At 70.5% G+C, this 20,868-nt stretch carries 12 protein-coding genes; 9 read left to right on the top strand and 3 right to left on the bottom strand.

What is annotated here, in order from left to right:
- The first annotated feature begins 40 nt into the window (after positions 1–40).
- Both ACWD4G_RS13640 and ACWD4G_RS13645 read left to right on the top strand, forming a co-directional pair.
- Positions 41–1,468 carry an NAD(P)/FAD-dependent oxidoreductase gene (locus ACWD4G_RS13640; protein ID WP_451292853.1) on the top strand — a complete coding sequence of 476 codons (1,428 nt, stop codon included), beginning with the start codon at positions 41–43 and terminating at the stop codon, positions 1,466–1,468.
- Positions 1,469–1,673: 205 nt separating this feature from the next.
- A complete protein-coding gene (locus ACWD4G_RS13645) occupies positions 1,674–2,126 on the top strand; it encodes a hypothetical protein (protein ID WP_451292854.1) in 453 nt (150 codons plus the stop codon).
- A 111-nt stretch (positions 2,127–2,237) separates the two neighbouring features.
- On the opposite strand, the gene ACWD4G_RS13650 is transcribed toward ACWD4G_RS13645, so the two are convergent.
- Both ACWD4G_RS13650 and gabT read right to left on the bottom strand, forming a co-directional pair.
- Positions 2,238–2,948, bottom strand: a complete 711-nt coding sequence (locus ACWD4G_RS13650) for a phosphatase PAP2 family protein (protein ID WP_451292855.1) — start codon at positions 2,946–2,948, stop codon at positions 2,238–2,240.
- Positions 2,949–3,322: 374 nt separating this feature from the next.
- On the bottom strand, positions 3,323–4,672 hold the full coding sequence (gene gabT / locus ACWD4G_RS13655; protein ID WP_451292856.1) for a 4-aminobutyrate--2-oxoglutarate transaminase: 1,350 nt from the start codon (positions 4,670–4,672) through the stop codon (positions 3,323–3,325).
- Between the two features lie 283 nt (positions 4,673–4,955).
- Between gabT and ACWD4G_RS13660 the strand changes: the two genes are divergently transcribed.
- The 3 genes from ACWD4G_RS13660 to ACWD4G_RS13670 all read left to right on the top strand — a co-directional run bounded on the left by ACWD4G_RS13660 (position 4,956) and on the right by ACWD4G_RS13670 (position 11,125).
- On the top strand, positions 4,956–7,382 hold the full coding sequence (locus ACWD4G_RS13660) for an ATP/GTP-binding protein (RefSeq protein WP_451292857.1): 2,427 nt from the start codon (positions 4,956–4,958) through the stop codon (positions 7,380–7,382).
- Positions 7,383–7,558: 176 nt separating this feature from the next.
- The gene (locus tag ACWD4G_RS13665) at positions 7,559–9,235 is read left to right on the top strand and encodes a PucR family transcriptional regulator (RefSeq protein WP_451292858.1); all 1,677 of its coding nucleotides are present in this window, start codon (positions 7,559–7,561) and stop codon (positions 9,233–9,235) included.
- A 426-nt stretch (positions 9,236–9,661) separates the two neighbouring features.
- Positions 9,662–11,125: an aldehyde dehydrogenase family protein gene (locus tag ACWD4G_RS13670; RefSeq protein WP_451292859.1), complete on the top strand. Its 1,464-nt coding sequence runs from the start codon at positions 9,662–9,664 to the stop codon at positions 11,123–11,125.
- 144 nt (positions 11,126–11,269) lie between these two features.
- Here ACWD4G_RS13670 and ACWD4G_RS13675 read toward each other — a convergent pair whose 3' ends face one another.
- On the bottom strand, positions 11,270–14,188 hold the full coding sequence (locus ACWD4G_RS13675) for a glycoside hydrolase family 3 C-terminal domain-containing protein (protein ID WP_451292860.1): 2,919 nt from the start codon (positions 14,186–14,188) through the stop codon (positions 11,270–11,272).
- Positions 14,189–14,609: 421 nt separating this feature from the next.
- On the opposite strand from ACWD4G_RS13675, the gene ACWD4G_RS13680 reads away from it, so the two are divergent.
- From ACWD4G_RS13680 to ACWD4G_RS13695, 4 genes are all read left to right on the top strand, one after another.
- Positions 14,610–16,295, top strand: coding sequence for an extracellular solute-binding protein (locus ACWD4G_RS13680; protein ID WP_451292861.1), 1,686 nt, complete (start codon positions 14,610–14,612; stop codon positions 16,293–16,295).
- 26 nt (positions 16,296–16,321) lie between these two features.
- Positions 16,322–17,368 carry an ABC transporter permease gene (locus ACWD4G_RS13685; RefSeq protein WP_451292862.1) on the top strand — a complete coding sequence of 349 codons (1,047 nt, stop codon included), beginning with the start codon at positions 16,322–16,324 and terminating at the stop codon, positions 17,366–17,368.
- Complete coding sequence (locus ACWD4G_RS13690; RefSeq protein ID WP_451292863.1) at positions 17,365–18,345, top strand: carbohydrate ABC transporter permease; 981 nt, start codon at positions 17,365–17,367, stop codon at positions 18,343–18,345. The genes ACWD4G_RS13685 and ACWD4G_RS13690 overlap by 4 nt, the downstream gene beginning before the upstream one ends.
- 282 nt (positions 18,346–18,627) lie before the next feature.
- Positions 18,628–20,856: a 1,4-beta-glucanase gene (locus ACWD4G_RS13695; protein ID WP_451292864.1), complete on the top strand. Its 2,229-nt coding sequence runs from the start codon at positions 18,628–18,630 to the stop codon at positions 20,854–20,856.
- Positions 20,857–20,868 lie beyond the last annotated feature (12 nt).

Genomic DNA, 20,868 nt, shown 5'->3' on the forward strand with positions numbered 1-20,868 from the left:
ACAACTCTGTATCTCGATAACTCTGTGGGGAGTTGAAATCATGGCCCCGAGCGCCATGAGCCGTGGCAACGACTGGACACGATCCCTCTCCGAAGCGCGGCCGGTCCCGTACTGGCTCGAAGACCCCGGCAAGCCCCACCCCGAACCCGCGCTCACCGGCACCGAGACCTGCGATCTGCTGGTCGTCGGCGGCGGATACAGCGGACTGTGGACCGCGCTGATCGCCAAGGAGCGCGACCCACGACGGGATGTCGTCCTGCTGGAGGGCCGCGAGGTGGGCTGGGCCGCCTCCGGCCGCAACGGCGGCTTCTGCGCCGCCTCGCTCACCCACGGCCTGGCCAACGGCCTCGCCCGCTGGCCCGACGAGATCCACAAACTCCAGGAGCTGGGCGCCCGCAACCTCGACGCGATCGAGGCGGCCGTCGCCCGCCACGACCTCGACTGCGACTTCGAACGCACCGGCGAGATCGACGTCGCCACCGAGACCTACCAGGCATGGGAACTGCGCGACTGGTACGAGCGGATCGAACGCGAGGGCCTCGCCGACGGCATCGAGTTCCTCGACGCCGACGCGGTCCGCGAGCAGGTCGCCTCCCCCACCTTCGAGGCCGGCCTCCACGACCGCCGGGGCGTCGCCATGCTCCACCCCGCCAAACTCGCCTGGGGCCTCAAACGCGCCTGCCTACACCTAGGTGTCCGCGTCTACGAGCACACCCCCGCCCTCACCCTGAAGACCTACGGCGCCGGTATGGCCGTCCGTACCCCGTACGGCCGAGTCCGGGCCCGCCAGGTGGCCCTGGGCACGAACATCTTCCCGAACCTGGTCAGACGGGTCCGCGCGTACACCGTCCCCGTCTACGACTACGCCCTGATGACCGAGCCGCTGACCGCCGGGCAACTGGCGTCCCTCGGCTGGAAGGGCCGCCAGGGCCTGGGGGATTCGGCCAACCGGTTCCACTACTTCCGGCTCTCCGCCGACAACCGCGTCCTGTGGGGCGGCTACGACGCGATCTACCCGTACGGCGGTCGCGTCCGCGCCGAGTACGACGACCGGCCGGAGACCTACGCCAAGCTCGCCGGGCACTTCTTCACCTGCTTCCCGCAGCTGGAGGGCGTCCGCTTCACCCACGCCTGGGGCGGCGCCATCGACACCTGCTCGCGCTTCTCGGCGTTCTTCGGCACCGCCCACCACGGCAAAGTGGCGTACGCGGCCGGATACACGGGGCTCGGCGTCGGCGCGACCCGGTTCGGCGCGGAGGTCATGCTCGATCTGCTGGCCGGGGAACGCACCGAGCGCACGGAGTTGGCCATGGTCCGCAAGAAGCCGCTGCCGTTCCCGCCGGAGCCGTTCGCCTGGACCGGTATCGCCCTCACCAAGTGGTCCCTGGCCCGCGCCGACTCCCATGCCGGGCGCCGCAACCTGTGGCTCAAGGCCATGGACCGGCTGGGACTGGGCTTCGACAGCTGAGGGCGCGTGACCGAGGCGCGTGAGGCATTCGTGATCAAGGGGCGTGCGCCGTGCCGCGATGGGCGTACGCCCTGCTCGATCGCCCGTATCCGATTCACCCCAGGAAGTGGAGAGAAACCGCGTAATGCTCGGCCCGAACCCCTGTCTGTGCTCCTGACGCGAAAACCGCGTCCATCGGAGCTCTACAGAGAGGAAGGTCCCTGTCATGACTGGGGCCAAGACGGCGGTCGACTGGCTGGCATCCGTATCACCTGATCCCGAGGCCTGCCGCTGGGAGTGGGAACGCAACCCCCTGGGGGTCGCGCTGCTCCCGGCGGGCAAGGCGTGGGACGTGCTGATCCTGCCGGGTGAGCTGGGCTATCCCACGCTCGACGTCCTGACCCGCATCATCGACCAGCCGGGGCCCGTGCTCGTCGACTTCGGCGACGACCGCATGGGGTTCTTCGTGCCCCCGGGCACCGCGTCCCGCTGGCTCGGCACCGGGGTGCGCAGCGCCGGGCACGGCACCTGGATCGTGGTGCCGTACCCCGGCCGGCAGACCGGCGGAGTCCGCTGGCTGGTGCCCCCGGACGGCACCGGCACCCTCAACGACCCCGCGCTGCTCGAACTGGCGATGCACGAGGCGGCGGCCTCCCTGGCGACGGACGAGGAAAGCTAGCGCCGGGGCCGAGGACCGCCGGCGGGTCCCTCGGCTGCGGTAAGTCGTGACGACGGCCGTCCCCCGGCCGTGCCGCGCTCTCGTCGGCCGCCCGTGCGGCCGACGCGGACGTCATCCGGAACGACGAGCCGGCCACCACCACAGCGAGAACAGCGCCATCGCGCACACGCACCAACTCGCCACGACGTCCAGGGGCCAGTGGTAGCCCTGGCGCACGAGGCCGAAACCGACCCCGATGTTGACGACGACGGCGGCGACGACAAGGGCGCGGCGTACGAGGACGCCGCGCAGCCACGGCAGCAGAAGCAGGACGGCACCGCCGTACGCGATCGAGGCGGTCGCCGTATGACCCGAGGGGTAGAAACCCGTGCCCGGCCCCATGATCGGCGGGCCCGAGCGGGCGATGAGCTCCTTCAGCGGGACGACCCAGAGCGGTACGGCGGCCATGAGGAGGGCGACGACCGCGGGAGCCCGCCACCAGTGGTCCCTACCGGTGGCACGAGCGCGCCATCCCGCGTACACGAGGACGACCGCCAGGACCGGGACGGCGACGGTGATGTTGCCGAGGTCGGCGAGGAACTGGGTGGGGGCGCCCCGGCGGACCAGTACGTCGCTGAGGTGTTCGTCGACGCGGGCCAGTGGACCGTGGGCGACGACCTGCCAGGTGATCACCCCGAACAGCAGTGCCGGGAGGGCGAGGAGGAGGAAGAGGAGCGGGGAGCCCGGGAAAGCCGGGGAGTCCGGGAAGCCCGGGAAAATGGTCGGCCGCCCCGGAGCAGGGGGGGTTGCTCCGGAGCGGCCGTCCGGATCGGTGTGCCGCACGCCCCGGGGGGTTTGGGGCGGGCGGCCATCCGATCGGTGAGGAGATCCGGAGCCGGAAGCTCCGGGTGTGTGCGCGAGGGCACGACCAAGGCGAAGCTGGGGAGGCCCCGACTTGGCGTCGCCCACAGTCCCCTGTGGGCGGGGTGTATCTCTCATCTGCATCAGAACCTACGGCAGGGGACGCGGTGACGACAGACGGAATCGCGACCCGTCATGCACCTTGCACACCTTCTTCACGCGCTCTGCCGCTCGTCCACCGGGAGCGGAATCCGGCAGGGGTTCCGGTTCCGGGAAGTAGGGGACGTCAGAGGCGGATGAGGGATTCCGGATGCGGCGCGGGCAGATGAGGGAACGAGCCAATGGCGCATTCCGACTCAGATCCGGGCGAACGCCTGCTCGATGATGTCGAGGCCCTCATCGAGCAGGTCGTCGCCGATGACGAGCGGCGGCAGGAAACGCAGCACATTGCCGTAGGTGCCACAGGTCAGGACCAGCAGCCCCTCCTGATGGCAGGCCCTGGCCAGCGCGGCGGTCGCCTCCGGGGCGGGCTCCTTCGTCGTACGGTCCTTGACCAGCTCGATGGCGATCATGGCGCCGCGTCCCCGGATATCACCAATACTGCATCGGTCGTGGTGGGCGAACTTCTCGGCCATGGCGGTGAGCCGCGCCTTCATCGTGGCCTCGATGTGCTTCGCCCGGGTGTTGAGGTCGAGTTCCCTCATGGTCTCGATGGAGCCGAGGGCGCCCGCGCAGGCGACCGGGTTGCCGCCATACGTACCGCCGAGGCCACCGGCGTGCGCCGCGTCCATGATCTCCGCGCGCCCGGTGACGGCGGCGAGCGGCAGACCGCCGGCGATGCCCTTGGCGGTGGTGATCAGATCCGGGACGATCCCCTCGTCCTCACAGGCGAACCACTGCCCGGTACGGCAGAAGCCGGACTGGATCTCGTCCGCGACGAAGACGATGCCGTGGTCGGAGGCGAACTTCCGGATGGCCGGAAGGAACCCCTTGGCGGGCTCGATGAAGCCGCCCTCGCCGAGGACGGGTTCGATGATGATCGCGGCGACGTTCTCGGGGCCTACCTGCTTGGTGATCTGGTCGACGGCCTGGGCGGCGGCCTCGGGCCCGGCGTTCTCCGGCCCGGTGGGCCAGCGGTATCCGTAGGCGACCGGGACGCGGTAGACCTCGGGCGCGAAGGGCCCGAAGCCGTGCTTGTACGGCATGTTCTTGGCGGTGAGCGCCATCGTGAGGTTGGTGCGCCCGTGATACCCGTGGTCGAAGACGACCACGGCCTGCCGCTTGGTGTACGCGCGGGCGACCTTGACGGCGTTCTCGACGGCCTCGGCGCCGGAGTTGAACAGCGCGGACTTCTTGGCGTGGTCGCCCGGCGTCAGCTCGGCGAGGGCCTCGGCGACCGCCACATAGCCCTCGTACGGCGTCACCATGAAACAGGTGTGCGTGAAGTCCTGGAGCTGGGCGGCGGCCCGGCGGACCACGGCCTCGGCACTGGCGCCGACGCTGGTCACGGCGATACCGGAACCGAAGTCGATCAGCCGGTTGCCGTCGACGTCCTCGATGATGCCGCCGCCCGCGCGCGCGGCGAACACCGGCAGCACGGAGCCCACGCCCTGCGCGACCGCGGCGGTACGACGGGCCTGCAACTCCTGCGACTTCGGGCCGGGGATGGCGGTGACGACGCGGCGCTCCTGGGGAAGTGCGGTCATGTGGGGCTCCTGGGGTTTCGCGTTCGCTTCTCTCTTTTCTCGCAGGCTAGGACCGGGGACGGATGGTGGGCATGCTCCATGTGGGCGTTGTTGACGACGCGGGTTGTCCTCGGTGGACATGGCGCGTCGACGAGGCGTCGGCGGAGGTGAACCGGGGGGTGCGGAGGCCGGCGACCGGCCCCCGCACCGGGCACCCGGCCACGTAAACGGTGAACTCCCCTTGCGGGGGCGTTAGATTGGCTCGCTGATGGTGGACGGAACGGCTGGTCAGGGGGCAAGCGCGATGAACAGCGACGGGACGCGGGACGCGCGGGGGACACATGCGAATCCTGTACCGCCCCCTGCGGGGCCTCCGCGGATGCCGCCGCGGCCCGCGCACGCCCCCGGGCAGCAGGCCGCACAGCCCTCCTCCGCTGTGCCTGCACACGCCCCCGGGCAGCAGGCCGCACAGCCGTCCTCCGCTGTGGCCGCGTGGCTGAACGAGGAGCGGCCCACCGCGAAGCCCGGCATCTGGCGCTTCGGATACCGGCTGCCGAAGGCCGCCCGGCCGACGGAGCGGCTCGCGCCCGTCACGGTGATCGGCATGCTGGTCCCGCTGGTCGTCGGACTGCTGGTGTGGTCACTGTGGCGGCAGGGCGCCTTTCCGTACCAGTTCGCCCTGCTGCGGCTGCTCACCCCGAACGACTGGTGGTGGGGCGGCACCATCGCCTCCGCGAAGACCAATCAGGGTGTCCAGGCCCGGGTGGTCTACGACGGCGTCTTCTTCGCCGTCCTCGCCTGCGGCATGGGCCGCCTGGGCAGCTGGCCCGAGGTCGCGCGCCACTTCGTCGGCCGCCGACCGCAGCCGGCCCGCGCGCTGCTCGCCCTCCTGTGCGGGCTCGGCGCCCTGAGCCTCGTCTTCCCCTGGGCGTTCGGGGTCGGCTGGGACGAGCTGCCGGTCGTCACGTCCGTCTTCTCGCTCATCGTCCTGGTCTACGGGAGCTGGGAGCCGTTCACCTCGGCCCTGTTCGTGTACAGCCTGTACGCCCTTATGGCGCTGCTGGTTCTGTGGCCGTTCGCCCGGCTCGGCGACTGGCGGGCGTATGGGAAGGAACGACTCGCCGCCCGCCGGACCCCGGTCGCGGGGGCCGCCCCGGCCATCGAGCAGCCGCCCTCCCAGTGGCCCGAGCTGCGGGCCGCCGGGCAGTACCGGATCGCCGACCTGCTCACCGCCGAAGTACTCGCCGGGCGGATGAACGACGTGGACTGTGCCCGTATCCGGCACGGCTGGACCCGGGCCCGGAGCCGGGGAAACACGGCCGCCGTCACGGACGCGGTGCTGCGCCACGGCGCGGCCGCGCTCATCCATCCCTCCGGCGTCCGGGATCTGCCCGGCCGCACCGCCCGCCACGACCTGCTCACCCGGCAGGTACGCATCGGACAGTGGGCAGAGGCCGAGCGGACTCCGCTCGCGTACGGCGGGGTGGGCGCGGCCCTCGGGCCGGAGACCCTGGGCACCTCGATGCTGGTCGTCGGCCCGTCCGGAGCCGGGAAGACCCGGCATGTCACCGCCCCGGTCGTCGAATCCCTCGCCCTTCAGGCCCTCACCGGCAGCTGCGCGGTCGTCGTGGTGTGCGCCGCCGGCACACCGGTCGGCACGGACTCCACGTACGACGTCGTCGTGCGGATCGGCGACCCCGCCTCGGTGCACGACCTCGATCCGTACGCCGACTCCGACGATCCCGACGAGGCGGCCTGGTTCCTCGCCGAGGCACTGGCCGGCGATCTCGACACCATCGGTGCCCAGCGCGCGGTGACCGCCCTGGTCCAGCTGCTCGGCCCCTACCGGGCGGCGTACGGCCGCTTCCCCGTGCTGCCCGTGCTGCGGGAACTGCTGGAAGGGGTACCGGCGACCCTGGACGCCCTGCGCGAGCGGCTGGCGGACGACCGCCACACCACCATGCGGCGCGAGCTCGAAGCCCGGATTCGGCAGACCGGTACCCCTGGCGATCCCGGCCCGGTACTCGCCGACCGGCTCGCCCTGCTGGACCGGCCGGCCTTCGCCGACTTCTTCGGGGCGAGCGGCGACACGATCCGCCCGTTCTCGCTGCGCGCCGTCGCGCACCACCCCCTGAGGGTCCGGATCGACCTGCCCGAACACGGCCACGAAGAGGCCTCCCGACTGATCGCGAGGCTCGTCCTGGCGCACTTCACCGGTGTCGTACGGGACGGCTCGCGGGACCACTTCGCCTGTCTGGTCCTCGACGACGCCACCGGCACCGTCACCTCGGAGTCGCTGCGGCGTATCCAGCGGCTGCGTTCGCAGAACGCCGGCGTCGTGCTCTCGTTGCGCACGGTCGCCGATGTGCCGGAGTCCCTGCACGGGCCGCTGTACGCGTCGGTCGGCTGCCGTATGGCCCTGTCCGGGGTGACGACCTGGGACGGCAGTCGGTTCGCCGACGCCTGGGGTACGGAGTGGGTCGAGACCAAGGATGTCGCCCAGCACACGGTCTTCGCCGACCAGCCCATGACCCGCGCCCTCCACGCGCTGCGCAAGCTGGTCACGGGCAAGGCGGTGACCACGGAAGCCGTCACCGTTCGGCAGGTCGAGCGGGAGCGTTGGTCCGCGTCCGAGTTGGCGCATGGGGTGCCGCCGGGGCATGCGGTGTTGTCGTTGACCGATGTGAGGGGGGAGCACGCGCCTCCGCTGCTGCTGGATCTGCGGGGCTGAGTCCGGACAGGGCCGGGAGGCGGCTTCGGTCGGCAGGGAGCTGAGCAGGGCCTTCGGCGGGCCTCTTCGGATCGTACGGTGAGGCAGAATCGGTGCAGGTCGTTGATACACGGCGGCCAAAGACCGCGACGGTCGATCGCGAAGATCGATCACGGAGATCTGGATCTGTAGGCCTCATGACCCCGACGCTCGCCTCGCTCGTCCACCACTCCGCGCTCAAACTGACCGTGCGGGCGGGCGGGGACCGTCTGGACGTGCCGGTGCGGTGGGCGCATGTGAGCGAACTCGCCGACCCGGTGCCGTACATGGAGGGCGGCGAGCTGCTGCTGATCACCGCGTTGAAACTGGACGCGGAGGATCGGGAGGCGATGCGGCGCTATGTACGGCGGCTGGTGGGCGCGGGGGTGGTGGGGCTCGGCTTCGCGGTCGGGGTGAACTACGAGGAGATCCCCGACGCGCTCGTCGACGCCGCCGAGAACGCCGGGCTGCCGCTGCTCGAAGTACCTCGGCGTACGCCCTTCATCGCCATCAGCAAGGCCGTTTCGGCCGCCATCGCCGCCGACCAGTACCGGGCGGTCACCGCCGGCTTCGCCGCGCAGCGCGAACTCACCAAGCAGGCGCTGAACGACGGCCCCGAGGGGCTCCTCGCCGCGCTCGCCGGGCAGGTCGACGGGTGGGCCGCCCTCTACGACGCCTCCGGTGCCGTCGTCGCCGTCGCGCCCGACTGGGCCGAGCGGCGGGCCGGGCGGCTGCTCGCCGACGTCGAACGGCTGCGGGACCGGGCCGCGCCGGCCAGCGCGGTCGTCGGCGGTGAGGACCGCGTCGAACTCCACTCCCTCGGCACCGGGCGCCGGGCGCGGGCCGCCCTCGCCGTCGGGACCGCCTCCGCCCTGGGCACGGCCGAGCGGTACGCCGTCCACTCCGCGATCGCCCTGCTGACCCTCACCACCGAGCGGTCGCGGTCCCTGCATGCCGCCGAGCAGCGGATCGGGGTGGCGGTGCTGCGCATGCTGCTCGCCGGGGAACCGGACCATGCGCGGGCCGTTGCCGGGGAGCTGTATGGGGGGTTGTTGGACGCGCCGTTCCGGTTGATCCTGGCGGAGCCTGCGTCGGGGGCGGGTGTGGGCTCGCGTTCGGTATCGGGTTCGGGGTCGGCTTCGGGGGGTCGTGCGGCGGGGGCCTCCGGGGGCGGGGAACCGATCGGGCGGCTCGCCGAGGTCGTCGAGGCCGCCGCCGCGAGGGCGGGGGAGGCCGTGCTGGTCGTGCCCGAGGGGGAGCGGCTTGTCGTGCTCGCCGTGGACGGGGGTGCGGCGGTGGCGGCTTGTGGGGAGTTCGCGCTGGCCTTGGAGATGTCGCGGGTACGGGAGTCGGAGTCCGGGGGGTCGGCTGCCTCCGCTTCCGCCTCCGCTTTCGGGGACGTGGAGGAAATCGTCGTCGGGTTGTCCGGTCCTGTCGGGCCCGTCGCCGTGGCCGCCGCGTACAAGCAGGCCGAGCAGGCGTTGTCCGTGGCTCGGCGGCGGGGGCGGTGTCTGGTTGAGCATGAGGAGGTGGCTGCCGGGTCTGTGCTGCCGCTGCTTGCCGATGACGCCGTGCGGGCCTTTGCCGATGGGATGCTTCGGGCTCTGCGCGAGCATGACGCCACCGGGCGTGGGGATCTTGTCGACTCGTTGCGGGCGTGGTTGTCGCGGCATGGGCAGTGGGATGCGGCGGCTGCGGAGCTGGGGGTTCATCGGCATACGTTGCGTTATCGGATGCGGCGGGTGGAGGAGATTCTGGGGCGGTCGCTCGATGATCCGGATGTGCGGATGGAGTTGTGGTTGGCGTTGAAGGTGAGTGGCTCCGCCGGGGAGTGAAGGGGGTTCGCTCGCCCCGCCGCCCCTACCCGTCCCGTCACCAGGGGCGCTGCCCCTTCGACCCCGTGTCTGGGGCTGCCGGCCCCAGGCCCCCGCCAGGGGTGAACGGGTGGCTTGGGCGGGTGGGGCGTCGACCCGTCCGTCGTGGCTGGTCGCGCCCACGCGGCGGAGCCGCATATGAGTACAGCCCCGCGCCCCTTTCAGGGGCGAAGCCCCGTCCCCAGCTCGCCAGTCCGGGCCCAGCCCCCATCCCGCAATGCCAGCGCACCGCTACCTCTCCAAGCCGACCTGCCCCGCACCCCCGCCATTCCGGCGCACCCCCGACCCCGACTCATACGTGACGGCCAAGCGACCATTCGTCCGGTCGGTCCTACCGTGGTGCCCGGATACGAACACGCAGCAATCAGTGAAGGGCCGGGAACGATCATGGGCGTCGCGTATGGCTTCTGGCTTGCCGGTCGGCAGGTGGTCGGTGAGGGTACGTTCGATGTCACCTCGCCGTGGGACGGCCGGCTGGTCGGCAGGGTGAGTGTGCCGACGGACGCGCAGGTCGAGGAGGCGGTGGCCGCCGCGTACGCCGTGCGGGACGAGTTCGCGGCGACCCCGGCGCATGTACGGGCCGCCGCGCTGGACCACGTCAGCAGGCGTCTCGGCGAGCGGGCCGAGGAGATCGCCCGGCTGATCTCCGCCGAGAACGGCAAGCCGATCAAGTGGGCCCGGGGCGAGGTCGGCCGCGCGGTCTCGGTGTTCCGGTTCGCCGCCGAGGAGGCCCGGCGGTTCAACGGCGGCGAGGCGCAGCGGCTCGACACCGACCTCGGCGGTCGGGGACGGCTGGCCTTCACACGCCGGTTCCCCAAGGGCGTCGTCCTCGGTATCGCCCCCTTCAACTTCCCCCTCAACCTCTGCGCCCACAAGATCGCCCCGGCCATCGCGGCCGGCGTGCCGATCATCCTCAAGCCCGCCCCGGCCACCCCGCTCGCCGGACTGATCATCGGCGAGCTGCTCCAGGAGGCCGACACCGCCACCGGTACCCCGCTCCCCGCCGGTGCCTGGAGCATCCTCCCCGTCGCCAACGACCGGATGCCCGCCCTCGTCCAGGACCCCCGGCTGCCGGTCATCTCCTTCACCGGCTCCGAGAAGGTCGGCTACGCGATCATGGACTCGGTGCCGCGCAAGCACTGCACCCTGGAGCTGGGGGGGAACGGTGCGGCCGTCGTGCTGGGAGACTTCGCCTCCGACGCCGATCTCGACTGGGCCGCCTCCCGTATCGCCACCTTCTCCAACTACCAGGGCGGCCAGTCCTGCATCTCCGTGCAGCGGGTGATCGCGGACGCGTCCGTGTACGACCGGCTGCTGCCCCGTATCGTCGCCGCCGTCGAGGCCCAGGTCACCGGTGACCCGAGCGACGACAAGACCGATGTCGGGCCGCTCGTGAGCGAGGACGCCGCCCAGCGCGTCGAGTCGTGGGTGAAGGAGGCCGTCGAGGCGGGGGCGACCCTGCTCACCGGCGGCGACCGCGACGGCGCCTCCTACGCGCCGACCGTCCTCACCGACGTACCGGCCGACGTCACCCTCTCCTGCGAGGAGGTCTTCGGGCCCGTCCTCACCGTGCAGAAGGCTGATGGGGAAGACGCTGCCTTCGCCGCCGTCAACGAGTCCAAGTACGGGCTCCAGGCGGGTGTGTTCACCCACGACCTCCAGACCGCCTTCCGCGCCCATCGCGCGCTGGAGGTCGGCGGCGTCGTCATCGGTGACGTTCCGTCCTATCGGGCCGACCAGATGCCCTACGGCGGCACCAAGCAGTCGGGGGTCGGGCGGGAAGGCGTCCGCTTCGCGATGGACGACTACACGTACGAGCGGGTCATGGTCCTCACCGGGCTGGAGCTGTGAGGACGGCGCGACTTTTCCTCGCAGGCTCTAGCTTGTGACAATCATTTTCAGGTAATCTCGGGGCAGATCCCGGGATGAAGGGGCCCGGCACCGATGCCTTCCGGTGCCGGGCCCCTTCTGTTGTGTCGGCCTGGTTCCGGACCCTCAACCGGAGAAGCCGACGCGCGCGAGCCGGAGCGGGCCGCGCAGCTTGAGATGGACGTCGTGCACTCCGGCGGCCTCGACGCCGGTGCGGAGGGTGGTGTAGGAGTACGGGTCCCGCGTGGGGGAGTCGAGCGTCAACGTCGCCAGGACCGGGCCGCCGAGCAGGGAGAACTCCACGCTGCCCGCGCCGGACACCTCCATCTCGACCTCGCTGACCCCCGGGCCGAAGTCGCAGTTGAGGAACAGCAGTTCACCCGATCCGCCACCCAGCGGCGTCACCGCGTCCCCCGACACCTTCGTGCGGTCCACGATCTCCGTGCCGCGCTGTTCGTCGAAGTCCGCCGCGCCGAGGCCGAGGTCGAGAACCGGGCGCGGGGCGATCGGGGCGCCGGCGATCTCCACCGTCGTACGGAGACGGATGTCCTCACTCGATGCTCCGGCCAGCAGTTCGTACGCGCCGCGCTCCAGATGCCATCCGCCGTGTGCCACGTCCCAGAACTCCAGGGCGGAGAGCGGCAGTTGGAAGGTCAGTTCGGTCGCCGCGCCCGGGGCCAGGGTGATCCGGCGGTGGCCGAGGAGTTCACGGCGGGGGCGGAGGACCGAGGGGTCCACGGCCCTGACGTACAGCTGGGCCACCTCGTCCGCCGGCACCCCGCCCGTGTTGGTGACCGTGAACGACACCGCCAGTTCGCCCTCACCCACTCGTGTGTCGAGGTTTTCGTACGCGAACTCCGCGTACGACAGGCCGTGGCCGAACGGGAACAGGGGCTCGCCCTCGAAGTAGAGATACGTCTGGCGGGCGCCGATCACGTCGTAGTCGAGGAGGTCCGGGAGGTCCGCGTCGGAGGCGTACCAGGTCTGCGGGAGGCGTCCGGCGGGGGAGACGTCACCGGCGAGGACACGGGCCAGCGCGGTGCCCGCGGCCTGGCCGCCGTGCGCGGTCCACAGGGCGGCGGGGAGACCGCCGTGGTCGACGGCGTACGGATAGGCCGAGACCAGCACCAGAACGGTGTTCGGGTTGGCGGCGCGGGCCGCGCGCAACAGGCGCTCCTGGTGGGCGGGGAGGGCGAGGCCGGTGCGGTCCTCGGTCTCGCGGCCGTTGATGTGCGGGTCGTTGCCCGCGACCACGAGGACGACGTCCGCCTCGGCGGCGACCCGTGTGACCGATTCCTCACCCCGTTCGCCCACGATGAGATCGAAGATTTCCGGATTGGCGTCGGCAACCTTCACACCGTCGGCGGCGACAGTGACATACCGGCCTGTCCCCGTGTGCTTGAGGAGGTGACCGTTTCCATGGGGTTCGAGGAGGAATGTCTCCTGGACCGCCCAGCCGCCCGGCTGATCGGCGGAGGCACGCAGATATCCGTCCTCGGCGACCGAGAGGTAACGGCCGTCCGGCGCGCGGAGCGTGAGCACGCCGCCGAGCGCCCCGGCAGGGGTCGCCTCGCCCACTTCACCCTCGGGGCCCGCGCTCCGCGCGCCCCCGCTGAGCGCCCCCGCGCCCCAGTCGATCAGCGCGAACTCCGTGCCCGTCGCGTCCGTCGTCAGCGCCGGCAGGTCCGTACGGCCCGCGAGCAGCGCCGGGTCGAGGGCGCCCTCCGCCCCGCGTACCTCGCCGTCGGCGTCGGCCGCCTCCGGTACGGACAGATACGCCCCGCTCGACGTGCGCAGCCGTACGCGGTCCACGCCCTCCGCGAAGGTCACACGGTCGGCGCCGAAGCGGTCGTACAGGCCCTCCAGCGGGGTGGAGCGGTGGATGAGGGTGCCGCTGTACCAGTCGAGTTTGCACTCGTCGGCGAGGAGGCCGACCACCGCGATACGAGTGTCGGAGGCCAGCGGCAGCACGCCGCCCTCGTTCTTCAGCAGCACGATCGCCTGCTCGGCGGCCTCCTGTGCGAGGGCGCGGTGGACCGGGGTGTCGAAGTCCGAGGCAGCGGCGTACGGGTCGGCCCGGGGGTCGAACTCGCCGAGACGGAAGCGGACCGAGAGCTGGCGGCGGACCGCCGTGTCGATGTCGTCCTCGGTCAGCAGGCCCTGGTCCAGGGCGCCCCGGATTCGTCCGATCATCGTCGCGCTGTCGGTGCCGTGGTCGGTGAAGCTGTCGACGCCGGCCCTGAGCGAGGCGGCGGTCGCCTCCTCGTGGGTGTCGAAGTAGTGCTCGGAGTCGACCAGGTTCGACGGCGCGCCCGCGTCCGAGCAGACGAGGAGGTCTTCGGACGTCCAGGTGCGCAGGTGCTGGGCCAGGTAGGGCGAGACGTGGTTGGGGCGGCCGTTGACCAGGTTGTACGCGGGCATCACCCCGGCCACCGCGCCCGCCTCGACCGTCTCGCGGAAGGCGCGCAGATCGTACTCGTGCAGGACGCGGGGGCGGACGGAGGAGGACGAGATGTCGCGGCCCGTCTCGTTGTTGTGCGCCAGCCAGTGCTTGAGGACGGGGGCCGTGCGCCAGTACGTGGGATGGTCGCCGCGCAGGCCGCGGGTGTACGCGGTCGCGATCGCCGAGGTCAGCCGGGGGTCCTCGGAGTAGCCCTCCTCGTTACGGCCCCACAGGGGGTGGCGCAGCAGGTTGACCGTGGGGGACCAGACGTTGAGGCCGACGCGGTCGTCGCGGGCGCGCATCGCGCGGACCTCGGTGGAGACCGCCTCGCCGACCCGGCGGACCAGGTCCTCGTTCCAGGTCGCACCCAGACCCACGGCCTGCGGGAACACCGTCGCCGGGCCCATCCAGGCCACACCGTGCAGGGCCTCCTGGCCGGTGCGGAAGGCGGCGACGCCGAGCCGTTCGACGGCGGGCGCGAACTGGTGCAGGAAGGCGACCTTCTCATCCGGGGTGAGCCGCTGCAGCAGATCGTCGATGCGCTTCGCGAGCGGCAGCTGCGGATCGCGGAAAGGCGGCGTGGGCGGCGTCTGTGCGGTCACGTGGTGATCCCTTTGCGGTGGAGCGGCGGGGCGCTTTCGAAGCGCTTCGATGCTGATTCGACCCGGGGGTGGGTGTCAAGAGACCAAGGTGCAACGAATCCGTTTCCTCACCGTCATATTGACCGCAACTACAGGGGTCGGAGGCGGTCGTCACGGTCCCCGATACCTCCGAGGAATCTTGGAATCGACCCTTGTGTACCCCCGGTCGTTCACTTAACCTCGCAGCAACATCGAAGCGCTTCGACAGCGGAGGGAACGCTTTGCGTGCTCACATCCCTCCGATGTTCATCAGTTCCTTCGGTTCCATCAGCTCCTCCAGCTCCATCAGTTCCATCGCTTCTGCACAGCCAGTCCCACTCAAGACACCGCAGCCGACGGCCACCGCCGGGTGTCCTGGTGTGCGCCATGAAGGGTTGACGCAATGACGCCGAACTCCCCCGCCTCCGCCGCGCCCAGCCGGAGAAGTTTCCTCGCCTCCACGGCGGTCGCCGCCGCCGTGGTCGCGGGTGGTGTGCCGCTGCTGTCCGCCTGCGGCGGCTCGCAGGAGGGACGTAAGGAGGGCACGACGTCGGGGAAGGACGCGGCGAAGATCCTCCCGACGTTCGTCGCGTCGACGGTCGTGGCGCCCGACCTCCCGGCGAAGAACGGCGCCCCGGCCGGCTTCACCCAGGCGATCCCCACGGCGGACCTGAAGACCTCGGTCCCGAAGAAGCTCGGCAGCGGCGGCAAGCTGACGGTCATGTCCCCCTTCTGGGGGACGCCGCCCAAGGGCGACAACCCGTACTACACGGCCATGAACGAGGCCACGGGTGTCCAGGTGACCTGGCAGAACCAGGACGGCGTCACCTACGACCAGAAGCTCGGCGCGGTCCTCGCCTCCAGCGACATCCCCGACGTGGTGGTCGTACCCGGCTGGAACCTGATGGGCAAGATACCCAGCGCCATCAACGCCAAGTTCGCCGACCTCGGCCCCTACCTCTCCGGCGACAAGGTCAAGGAGTACCCGAACCTCGCGGCCGTCCCCAGCGACGCCTGGCAGCGCGGCATCTTCGGCGGCCAGCTGCGCGCGGTCCCGATGCCCGCCCCGTATGTCACGGACATCGCGCCCATGTACCGCAGGGACACCTTCGAGGAGAAGGGCTACTCCGTCCCGACCAGCCCCGACGAGTTCCTGTCCTGGGCGAAGGAGGCCACCGACGCCAAGTCCAGGGTGTGGGCCTGCGACGACATGAAGTGGTCGGCCTGGAACTTCTTCGGCGTCCTCGGGGCCAGCGACAAGGCGCTCTGGTGGAACCTCGTCGACGGCAAGATGATCAACCGCGTCGAGACCGAGGAGTACCTCGAAGCCCTCGAATGGACGCGCAAGCTGTACGCGGCCGGCGTGGTCCACCCGGACGCGGTCTCCGGCAAGGCCGGCGGCGACGCCAGGAACCGGTTCACCGCCGGACAGTCCCTGGTCTTCAACGGGAACATCTCCGCATGGTGGGGCTCGGTCTCCGAACAGGCCACCCAGAACTCCGACTTCGACATGGCCGCGTTCGACATCTTCGGCCCCGACGGCGGCGACCCCACCCTGTGGGCGGTCCAGCCCGCCAACATCTTCACCTTCATCAGCAAGAAGGCGAACGAGCAGCAGATCAAGGACTTCCTCGCCCTCTGCAACTACTGCGCCGCGCCCTACGGCACCAAGGAGTTCATGCTCACCGCCTACGGCGTCGAGGGCACGGACTACGACATGAAGAAGGGCCTGCCGGTCAAGACCACCCAGGGCGTCAACGAGGTCAACGGCGCCTACGACTACACCGGCAACCCCGCCCCGTACACCGCCTACCCCGACTTCCCCGACGTCACCAAGGGCATGGTCGAGTGGATGCAGCGGATGGGCGCCTTCACCAAGAAGAGCTCCTTCTTCGGGCTGACCGTCACCGAACCGAACCGCTGGGCCAACCTCGCCGACAACTTCGAGCAGTTGGAGGACGACGTCGTGCGCGGCCGCAAGAAGATCAGCGACATGCAGCAGGCGGTGTCCGACTGGAAGAGCAAGGGCGGCGACGGGCTGCGCGACTGGTACAAGAAGCTGCTCGACGACACCGGTTCGGCGAACTGATCCGGGGCCGAGGCAAGGAGAAGGCCGTGTCCCACAGCACGGTGCCCCGGTCCAGGGCCGAGGCGAACACCCCCGGGACCGAGAAGAACCCGGAGGCGTCCGGCGACGCCACCGGGCCGCGGGCTCGGGCGGACAAACGCGCGGGCAAGCTGAGCCTCCGTCTCAGACTCCGGCGCGACCGCACCCTGATCCTGATGACGCTGCCGGCGGTCCTGCTGATCCTGGTCTTCAACTACATACCGATCCTCGGCAATGTGGTCGCCTTCCAGGACTACGACCCCTACCTCAGCGAGAACGGCTTCGTCGCCATCTTCCAGAGCCCCTGGGTCGGCTTCGAACAGTTCGAGAGGATCTTCGCGGACTCGGCCTTCTGGCACGCGGTGCAGAACACATTCGTGCTGTTCTTCCTCCAACTCGTGCTGTTCTTCCCCGTCCCGATCCTGCTCGCGCTGCTCATCAACAGCATCATCAGGCCCCGGGTCCGGGCGGTCGCCCAGGCGATCATGTACCTCCCGCACTTCTTCTCCTGGGTCCTCGTCGTCACCGTCTTCATGCAGATCTTCGGCGGGGCCGGCGTCATCGCGCAGACCCTCCGCCAGCACGGCTACGACGGCATCGACCTGATGACCAACCCGGAGATCTTCAAGTACCTCGTCACGGTCGAGATGATCTGGAAGGACGCCGGCTGGGGCATCATCGTCTTCCTCGCCGCCCTCTCCTCCGTCTCCCACGACCTGTACGAGGCCGCCGCGATGGACGGCGCCGGACGCTGGCGGCGCATGTGGCACATCACCCTGCCCGCCCTGCGCCCGGTGATCGCCCTGCTGCTGGTGCTGCGCGTCGGTGACGCCCTCACCGTCGGCTTCGAACAACTGCTCCTCCAACGGCAGGCGGTGGGCGTCGACGCCTCCGACGTCCTCGACACCTATGTGTGGTGGAACGGCATCCGCAACCAGGACTTCAGCTACGCCGCCGCAGCCGGACTCATCAAGGGCGTGGTCGGCCTCGCACTGGTCCTGACCGCCAACAAGGTCGCCCATCTCATGGGCGAGCAGGGGGTGTACAAGAAATGAGCGCACTCGTCGATGAGGCGGACAAGTCGGCCGAGGCGGCCGAGCCGACCGGCGAACGTCCTACGGCGGCGAAGCCGAGCCGCTGGGCCGCGCCGCCCCGCCCGGTCTGGGAGGAGGAACCCGCCAAGGCCGGACTCGCGGGCAAGGGCATCGCCCTGGGCTTCGCCTGCTTCGCGATCCTCTTCCCCCTGTGGATCGTCATCGTCACCAGCCTCCAGACGAAGAAGACCATCGACGAGGCGGGCGGCCTGGTCGTCGTCCCCAAGGGCATCACCTTCATCGCCTACCAGGAACTCCTCAGCGGCGGCCAGGTGCAGAGGGCGGCCCTGGTCAGCGTCGGAGTCACCCTCGTCGGCACCCTGTTCAGCATGACCGTCTCGGTCCTGTGCGCCTACGGCCTCTCCCGTACCGGCTCACTCGGCCACCGATGGATTCTGATGACCCTGCTCGCCACGATGTTCTTCGGCGCCGGCCTCATCCCGACCTACCTGCTGGTCCAGGCCCTCGGCCTCATGGACACCTACCTGGCGCTGATCCTCCCCAGCGCCGTCAGCGTCTTCAACATCCTGGTCCTGCGCTCGTTCTTCATGGGCATCTCACCGGAACTGATCGACAGCGCCCGTATCGACGGCGCCGGCGACTGGCGCATCCTGTGGAAGATCGTGATGCCCCTGTCGAGGGCGGTCCTCGCGGTCATCGCCCTCTTCTACGCGGTCGGTTACTGGAGCGCCTGGTTCAACGCGTCCATCTATCTGACCGACCAGGACATGATGCCGCTGCAGAACGTCATGATCCAGCTGGTCCAGAAACAGGAACGACCGGTGGGCCTCTCCGCCCAGATCAACACCGGCCAACTCTCCCCGCTGGCCATCCAGATGGCGGTCATGGTCATGGCCCTGCTGCCGGTCGCCGTCCTCTCCCCCTTCGTCCAGAAGCATTTCAAGAAGGGGATGCTGACGGGTGCGATCAAGGGCTGACCGGGGCGCCTAGTGGCTCGGGGGTTCCGGTGCGTTCGCGACTGCGGGTGGTTCGTGGTTGCTCGCGCCCACGCGGCGGAGCCGCAAATCGACACAGCCCCGCGCCCCTGAAAAGCAGGGGCTGCGCCCCGTGCTTTTCGGCCCGCAGGGCCATGTCTTTTAGGGGCGCGGGGAACTGCGCGACCAGCCCCCACTCACCCGCAGTCGCGAACGCACCCCGAATTCCCGAGTTCATAGGCGCCCGACACACACTCCCTCCCGCACGTACGAACGAGGTATGTCATGCTCACCCCCAAGCCGACCCGCCGCACCGTACTCGCAGGCACCGCAGCCGCCGCGGCTCTCACCACTCTCCCCGCACTGGGGACCCAGGCCCACGCCACCGGGGTTGAAAGCGGCACAACCGCCGGAGGCTACCGCTGGCGCAACGCGGTGATCGGCGGCACCGGCTTCGTCACCGGCATCCTCTTCCACCCAGCGGCGCGCGGCCGCGCCTACGCCCGCACCGACATCGGCGGCGCCTACCGCTGGGACGACCGCACCGCCCGCTGGACCCCGCTGACCGACCACCTCGGCTGGGACGACTGGAACCTCCTCGGCGTGGAGGCCATCGCCCTCGACCCCGCCCACCCCGACCGCGTCTACCTCGCCCTCGGCACCTACGCCCAGTCCTGGGCCGGCAACGGCGCGATCCTCCGCTCCGACGACCGCGGCACCACCTGGACCCGTACCGACCTCACCGTGAAACTCGGCGCCAACGAGGACGGCCGCGGCATGGGCGAACGCCTCCTCGTCGACCCGCGCGACAGCGACACGCTCTGGCTGGGCACCCGACACGACGGCCTGCTGAAGTCGACGGACCGGGGCGCCACTTGGGCGAAGGCGACCGAGTTCCCGGCGACCCCGAGCGCGACCGGCCAGGGCGTCACCCTCCTGGTGGCCGTCGGCCGCGCCCTCTACGCCGGCTGGGGCGACGGCGACGGCACCTCCGCCACCGCCAACCTGTACCGCACGACCGACGGCACCACCTGGGAGGCCGTCCCCGGACAGCCCACCGGCACCTCCGCCAAGGTCCCGATCCGCGCCGCGTACGACAAGCACACCCGCGAGCTGTACGTGACGTACGCCAACGCGCCCGGCCCCAACGGCCAGTCCGACGGCAGTGTGCACAAGCTGCGCACCACCACCGGCGAGTGGACCGAGGTGACCCCCGTGAAGCCGGGCGGCACCACGGCCGACGGCTCCGCCGACGACTTCGGCTACGGCGGGGTCGCCGTCGACGCCTGCCGGCCGGGCACGGTGATCGCCTCCACCAACAACCGCTGGGCGGACGTGGACACCGTCTTCCGGTCCACCGACGGCGGCCGTACCTGGACGTCCCTCAAGGACTCCGCCGCGTTCGACGTATCCGAGACTCCTTATCTCAAGTGGGGTGCCGACCAGCCGAAGTTCGGCTGGTGGATTCAGGCCCTCGCGCTCGACCCGTACGACTCGAAGCACATCCTGTACGGCACGGGCGCGACCATCTACGGCACCCGGGACCTGAGGAACTGGGCTCCGCAGATCCGGGGCCTGGAAGAGGCGTCCGTGGTGCAGCTGGTGTCGCCCCCGGCCGGGGAGGCGCACCTGCTCAGCGGCTCACGGGACATCGGCACGATGTACCACGAACGCCTCACGGCGTCTCCGTCGCGCGGCATGGCGTCGAACCCCGTGTTCGGGTCGGCGACGGGACTCGCGCAGGCCTCGACGAAGCCGTCGTACGTGGTCCGCACCGGCTGGGGCGACAACGGCAACGGCGCCTACTCGGGCGATGGGGGCCGGACGTGGGCGCCCTTCACCGCCCAGCCCGACATCGCCAAGAGCGCACCGGGGCCGATCGCCACCAACGCCGACGGCAGCGCGCTGCTGTGGTCCTTCGTGCACTGGGACGGCACGAAGTACGCGGCGCATCGCTCCACCGACAACGGTGCGACCTGGTCCGAGATCTCCTCCTTCCCGAAGGGCGCCACGCCGGTCGCCGACCCGGCCGACCCGACGCTCTTCTACGCATTCGACACCGACACAGGAACGCTATACGCCAGCACTGACAGTGGCCGTTCGTTCACGGCCCGTGCGACCGGACTGCCCAAGGGCGACAGCCAGTTCAAGCTGGTCGCGGCGCCGGGACGCACCGGTGACCTGTGGCTCTCCACCAAGTGGAACGGGCTGTACCGGTCAACCGACGGCGGGGCGGGCTTCACGAAGGTCGACAGCTGCTGGGCCTCGTACACCCTCGGCTTCGGCAAGGCCGCCGACGGCGCCGACTACCCGGCGATCTACCAGGTCGGCTCCACGGAGACCATCACCGCCGTCTACCGCTCCGACGACGGCGCGAAGAGCTGGGTGCGCATCAACGACGACGCCCACCAGTGGGGCTGGACCGGCGAGGTCATCATCGGCGACCCGCGCGTCCACGGCCGCGTCTACCTGGCGACGAACGGGCGGGGCATCCAGTACGGGGAGCCGGTCTGATGCCTGTACCCG

The sequence above is a fragment of the Streptomyces sp. NPDC002643 genome, assembly GCF_053592555.1.

Excerpts from the sequence above, each read along its gene's own strand:
- gabT (WP_451292856.1), bottom strand. The coding sequence starts at position 4,672 with ATGACCGCACTTCCCCAGGAGCGCCGCGTCGTCACCGCCATCCCCGGC.
- ACWD4G_RS13670 (WP_451292859.1), top strand. The coding sequence starts at position 9,662 with ATGGGCGTCGCGTATGGCTTCTGGCTTGCCGGTCGGCAGGTGGTCGGT.
- ACWD4G_RS13690 (WP_451292863.1), top strand. The coding sequence starts at position 17,365 with ATGAGCGCACTCGTCGATGAGGCGGACAAGTCGGCCGAGGCGGCCGAG.
- ACWD4G_RS13695 (WP_451292864.1), top strand. The coding sequence starts at position 18,628 with ATGCTCACCCCCAAGCCGACCCGCCGCACCGTACTCGCAGGCACCGCA.
- ACWD4G_RS13680 (WP_451292861.1), top strand. The coding sequence starts at position 14,610 with ATGACGCCGAACTCCCCCGCCTCCGCCGCGCCCAGCCGGAGAAGTTTC.
- ACWD4G_RS13645 (WP_451292854.1), top strand. The coding sequence starts at position 1,674 with ATGACTGGGGCCAAGACGGCGGTCGACTGGCTGGCATCCGTATCACCT.
- ACWD4G_RS13665 (WP_451292858.1), top strand. The coding sequence starts at position 7,559 with ATGACCCCGACGCTCGCCTCGCTCGTCCACCACTCCGCGCTCAAACTG.
- ACWD4G_RS13660 (WP_451292857.1), top strand. The coding sequence starts at position 4,956 with ATGAACAGCGACGGGACGCGGGACGCGCGGGGGACACATGCGAATCCT.
- ACWD4G_RS13640 (WP_451292853.1), top strand. The coding sequence starts at position 41 with ATGGCCCCGAGCGCCATGAGCCGTGGCAACGACTGGACACGATCCCTC.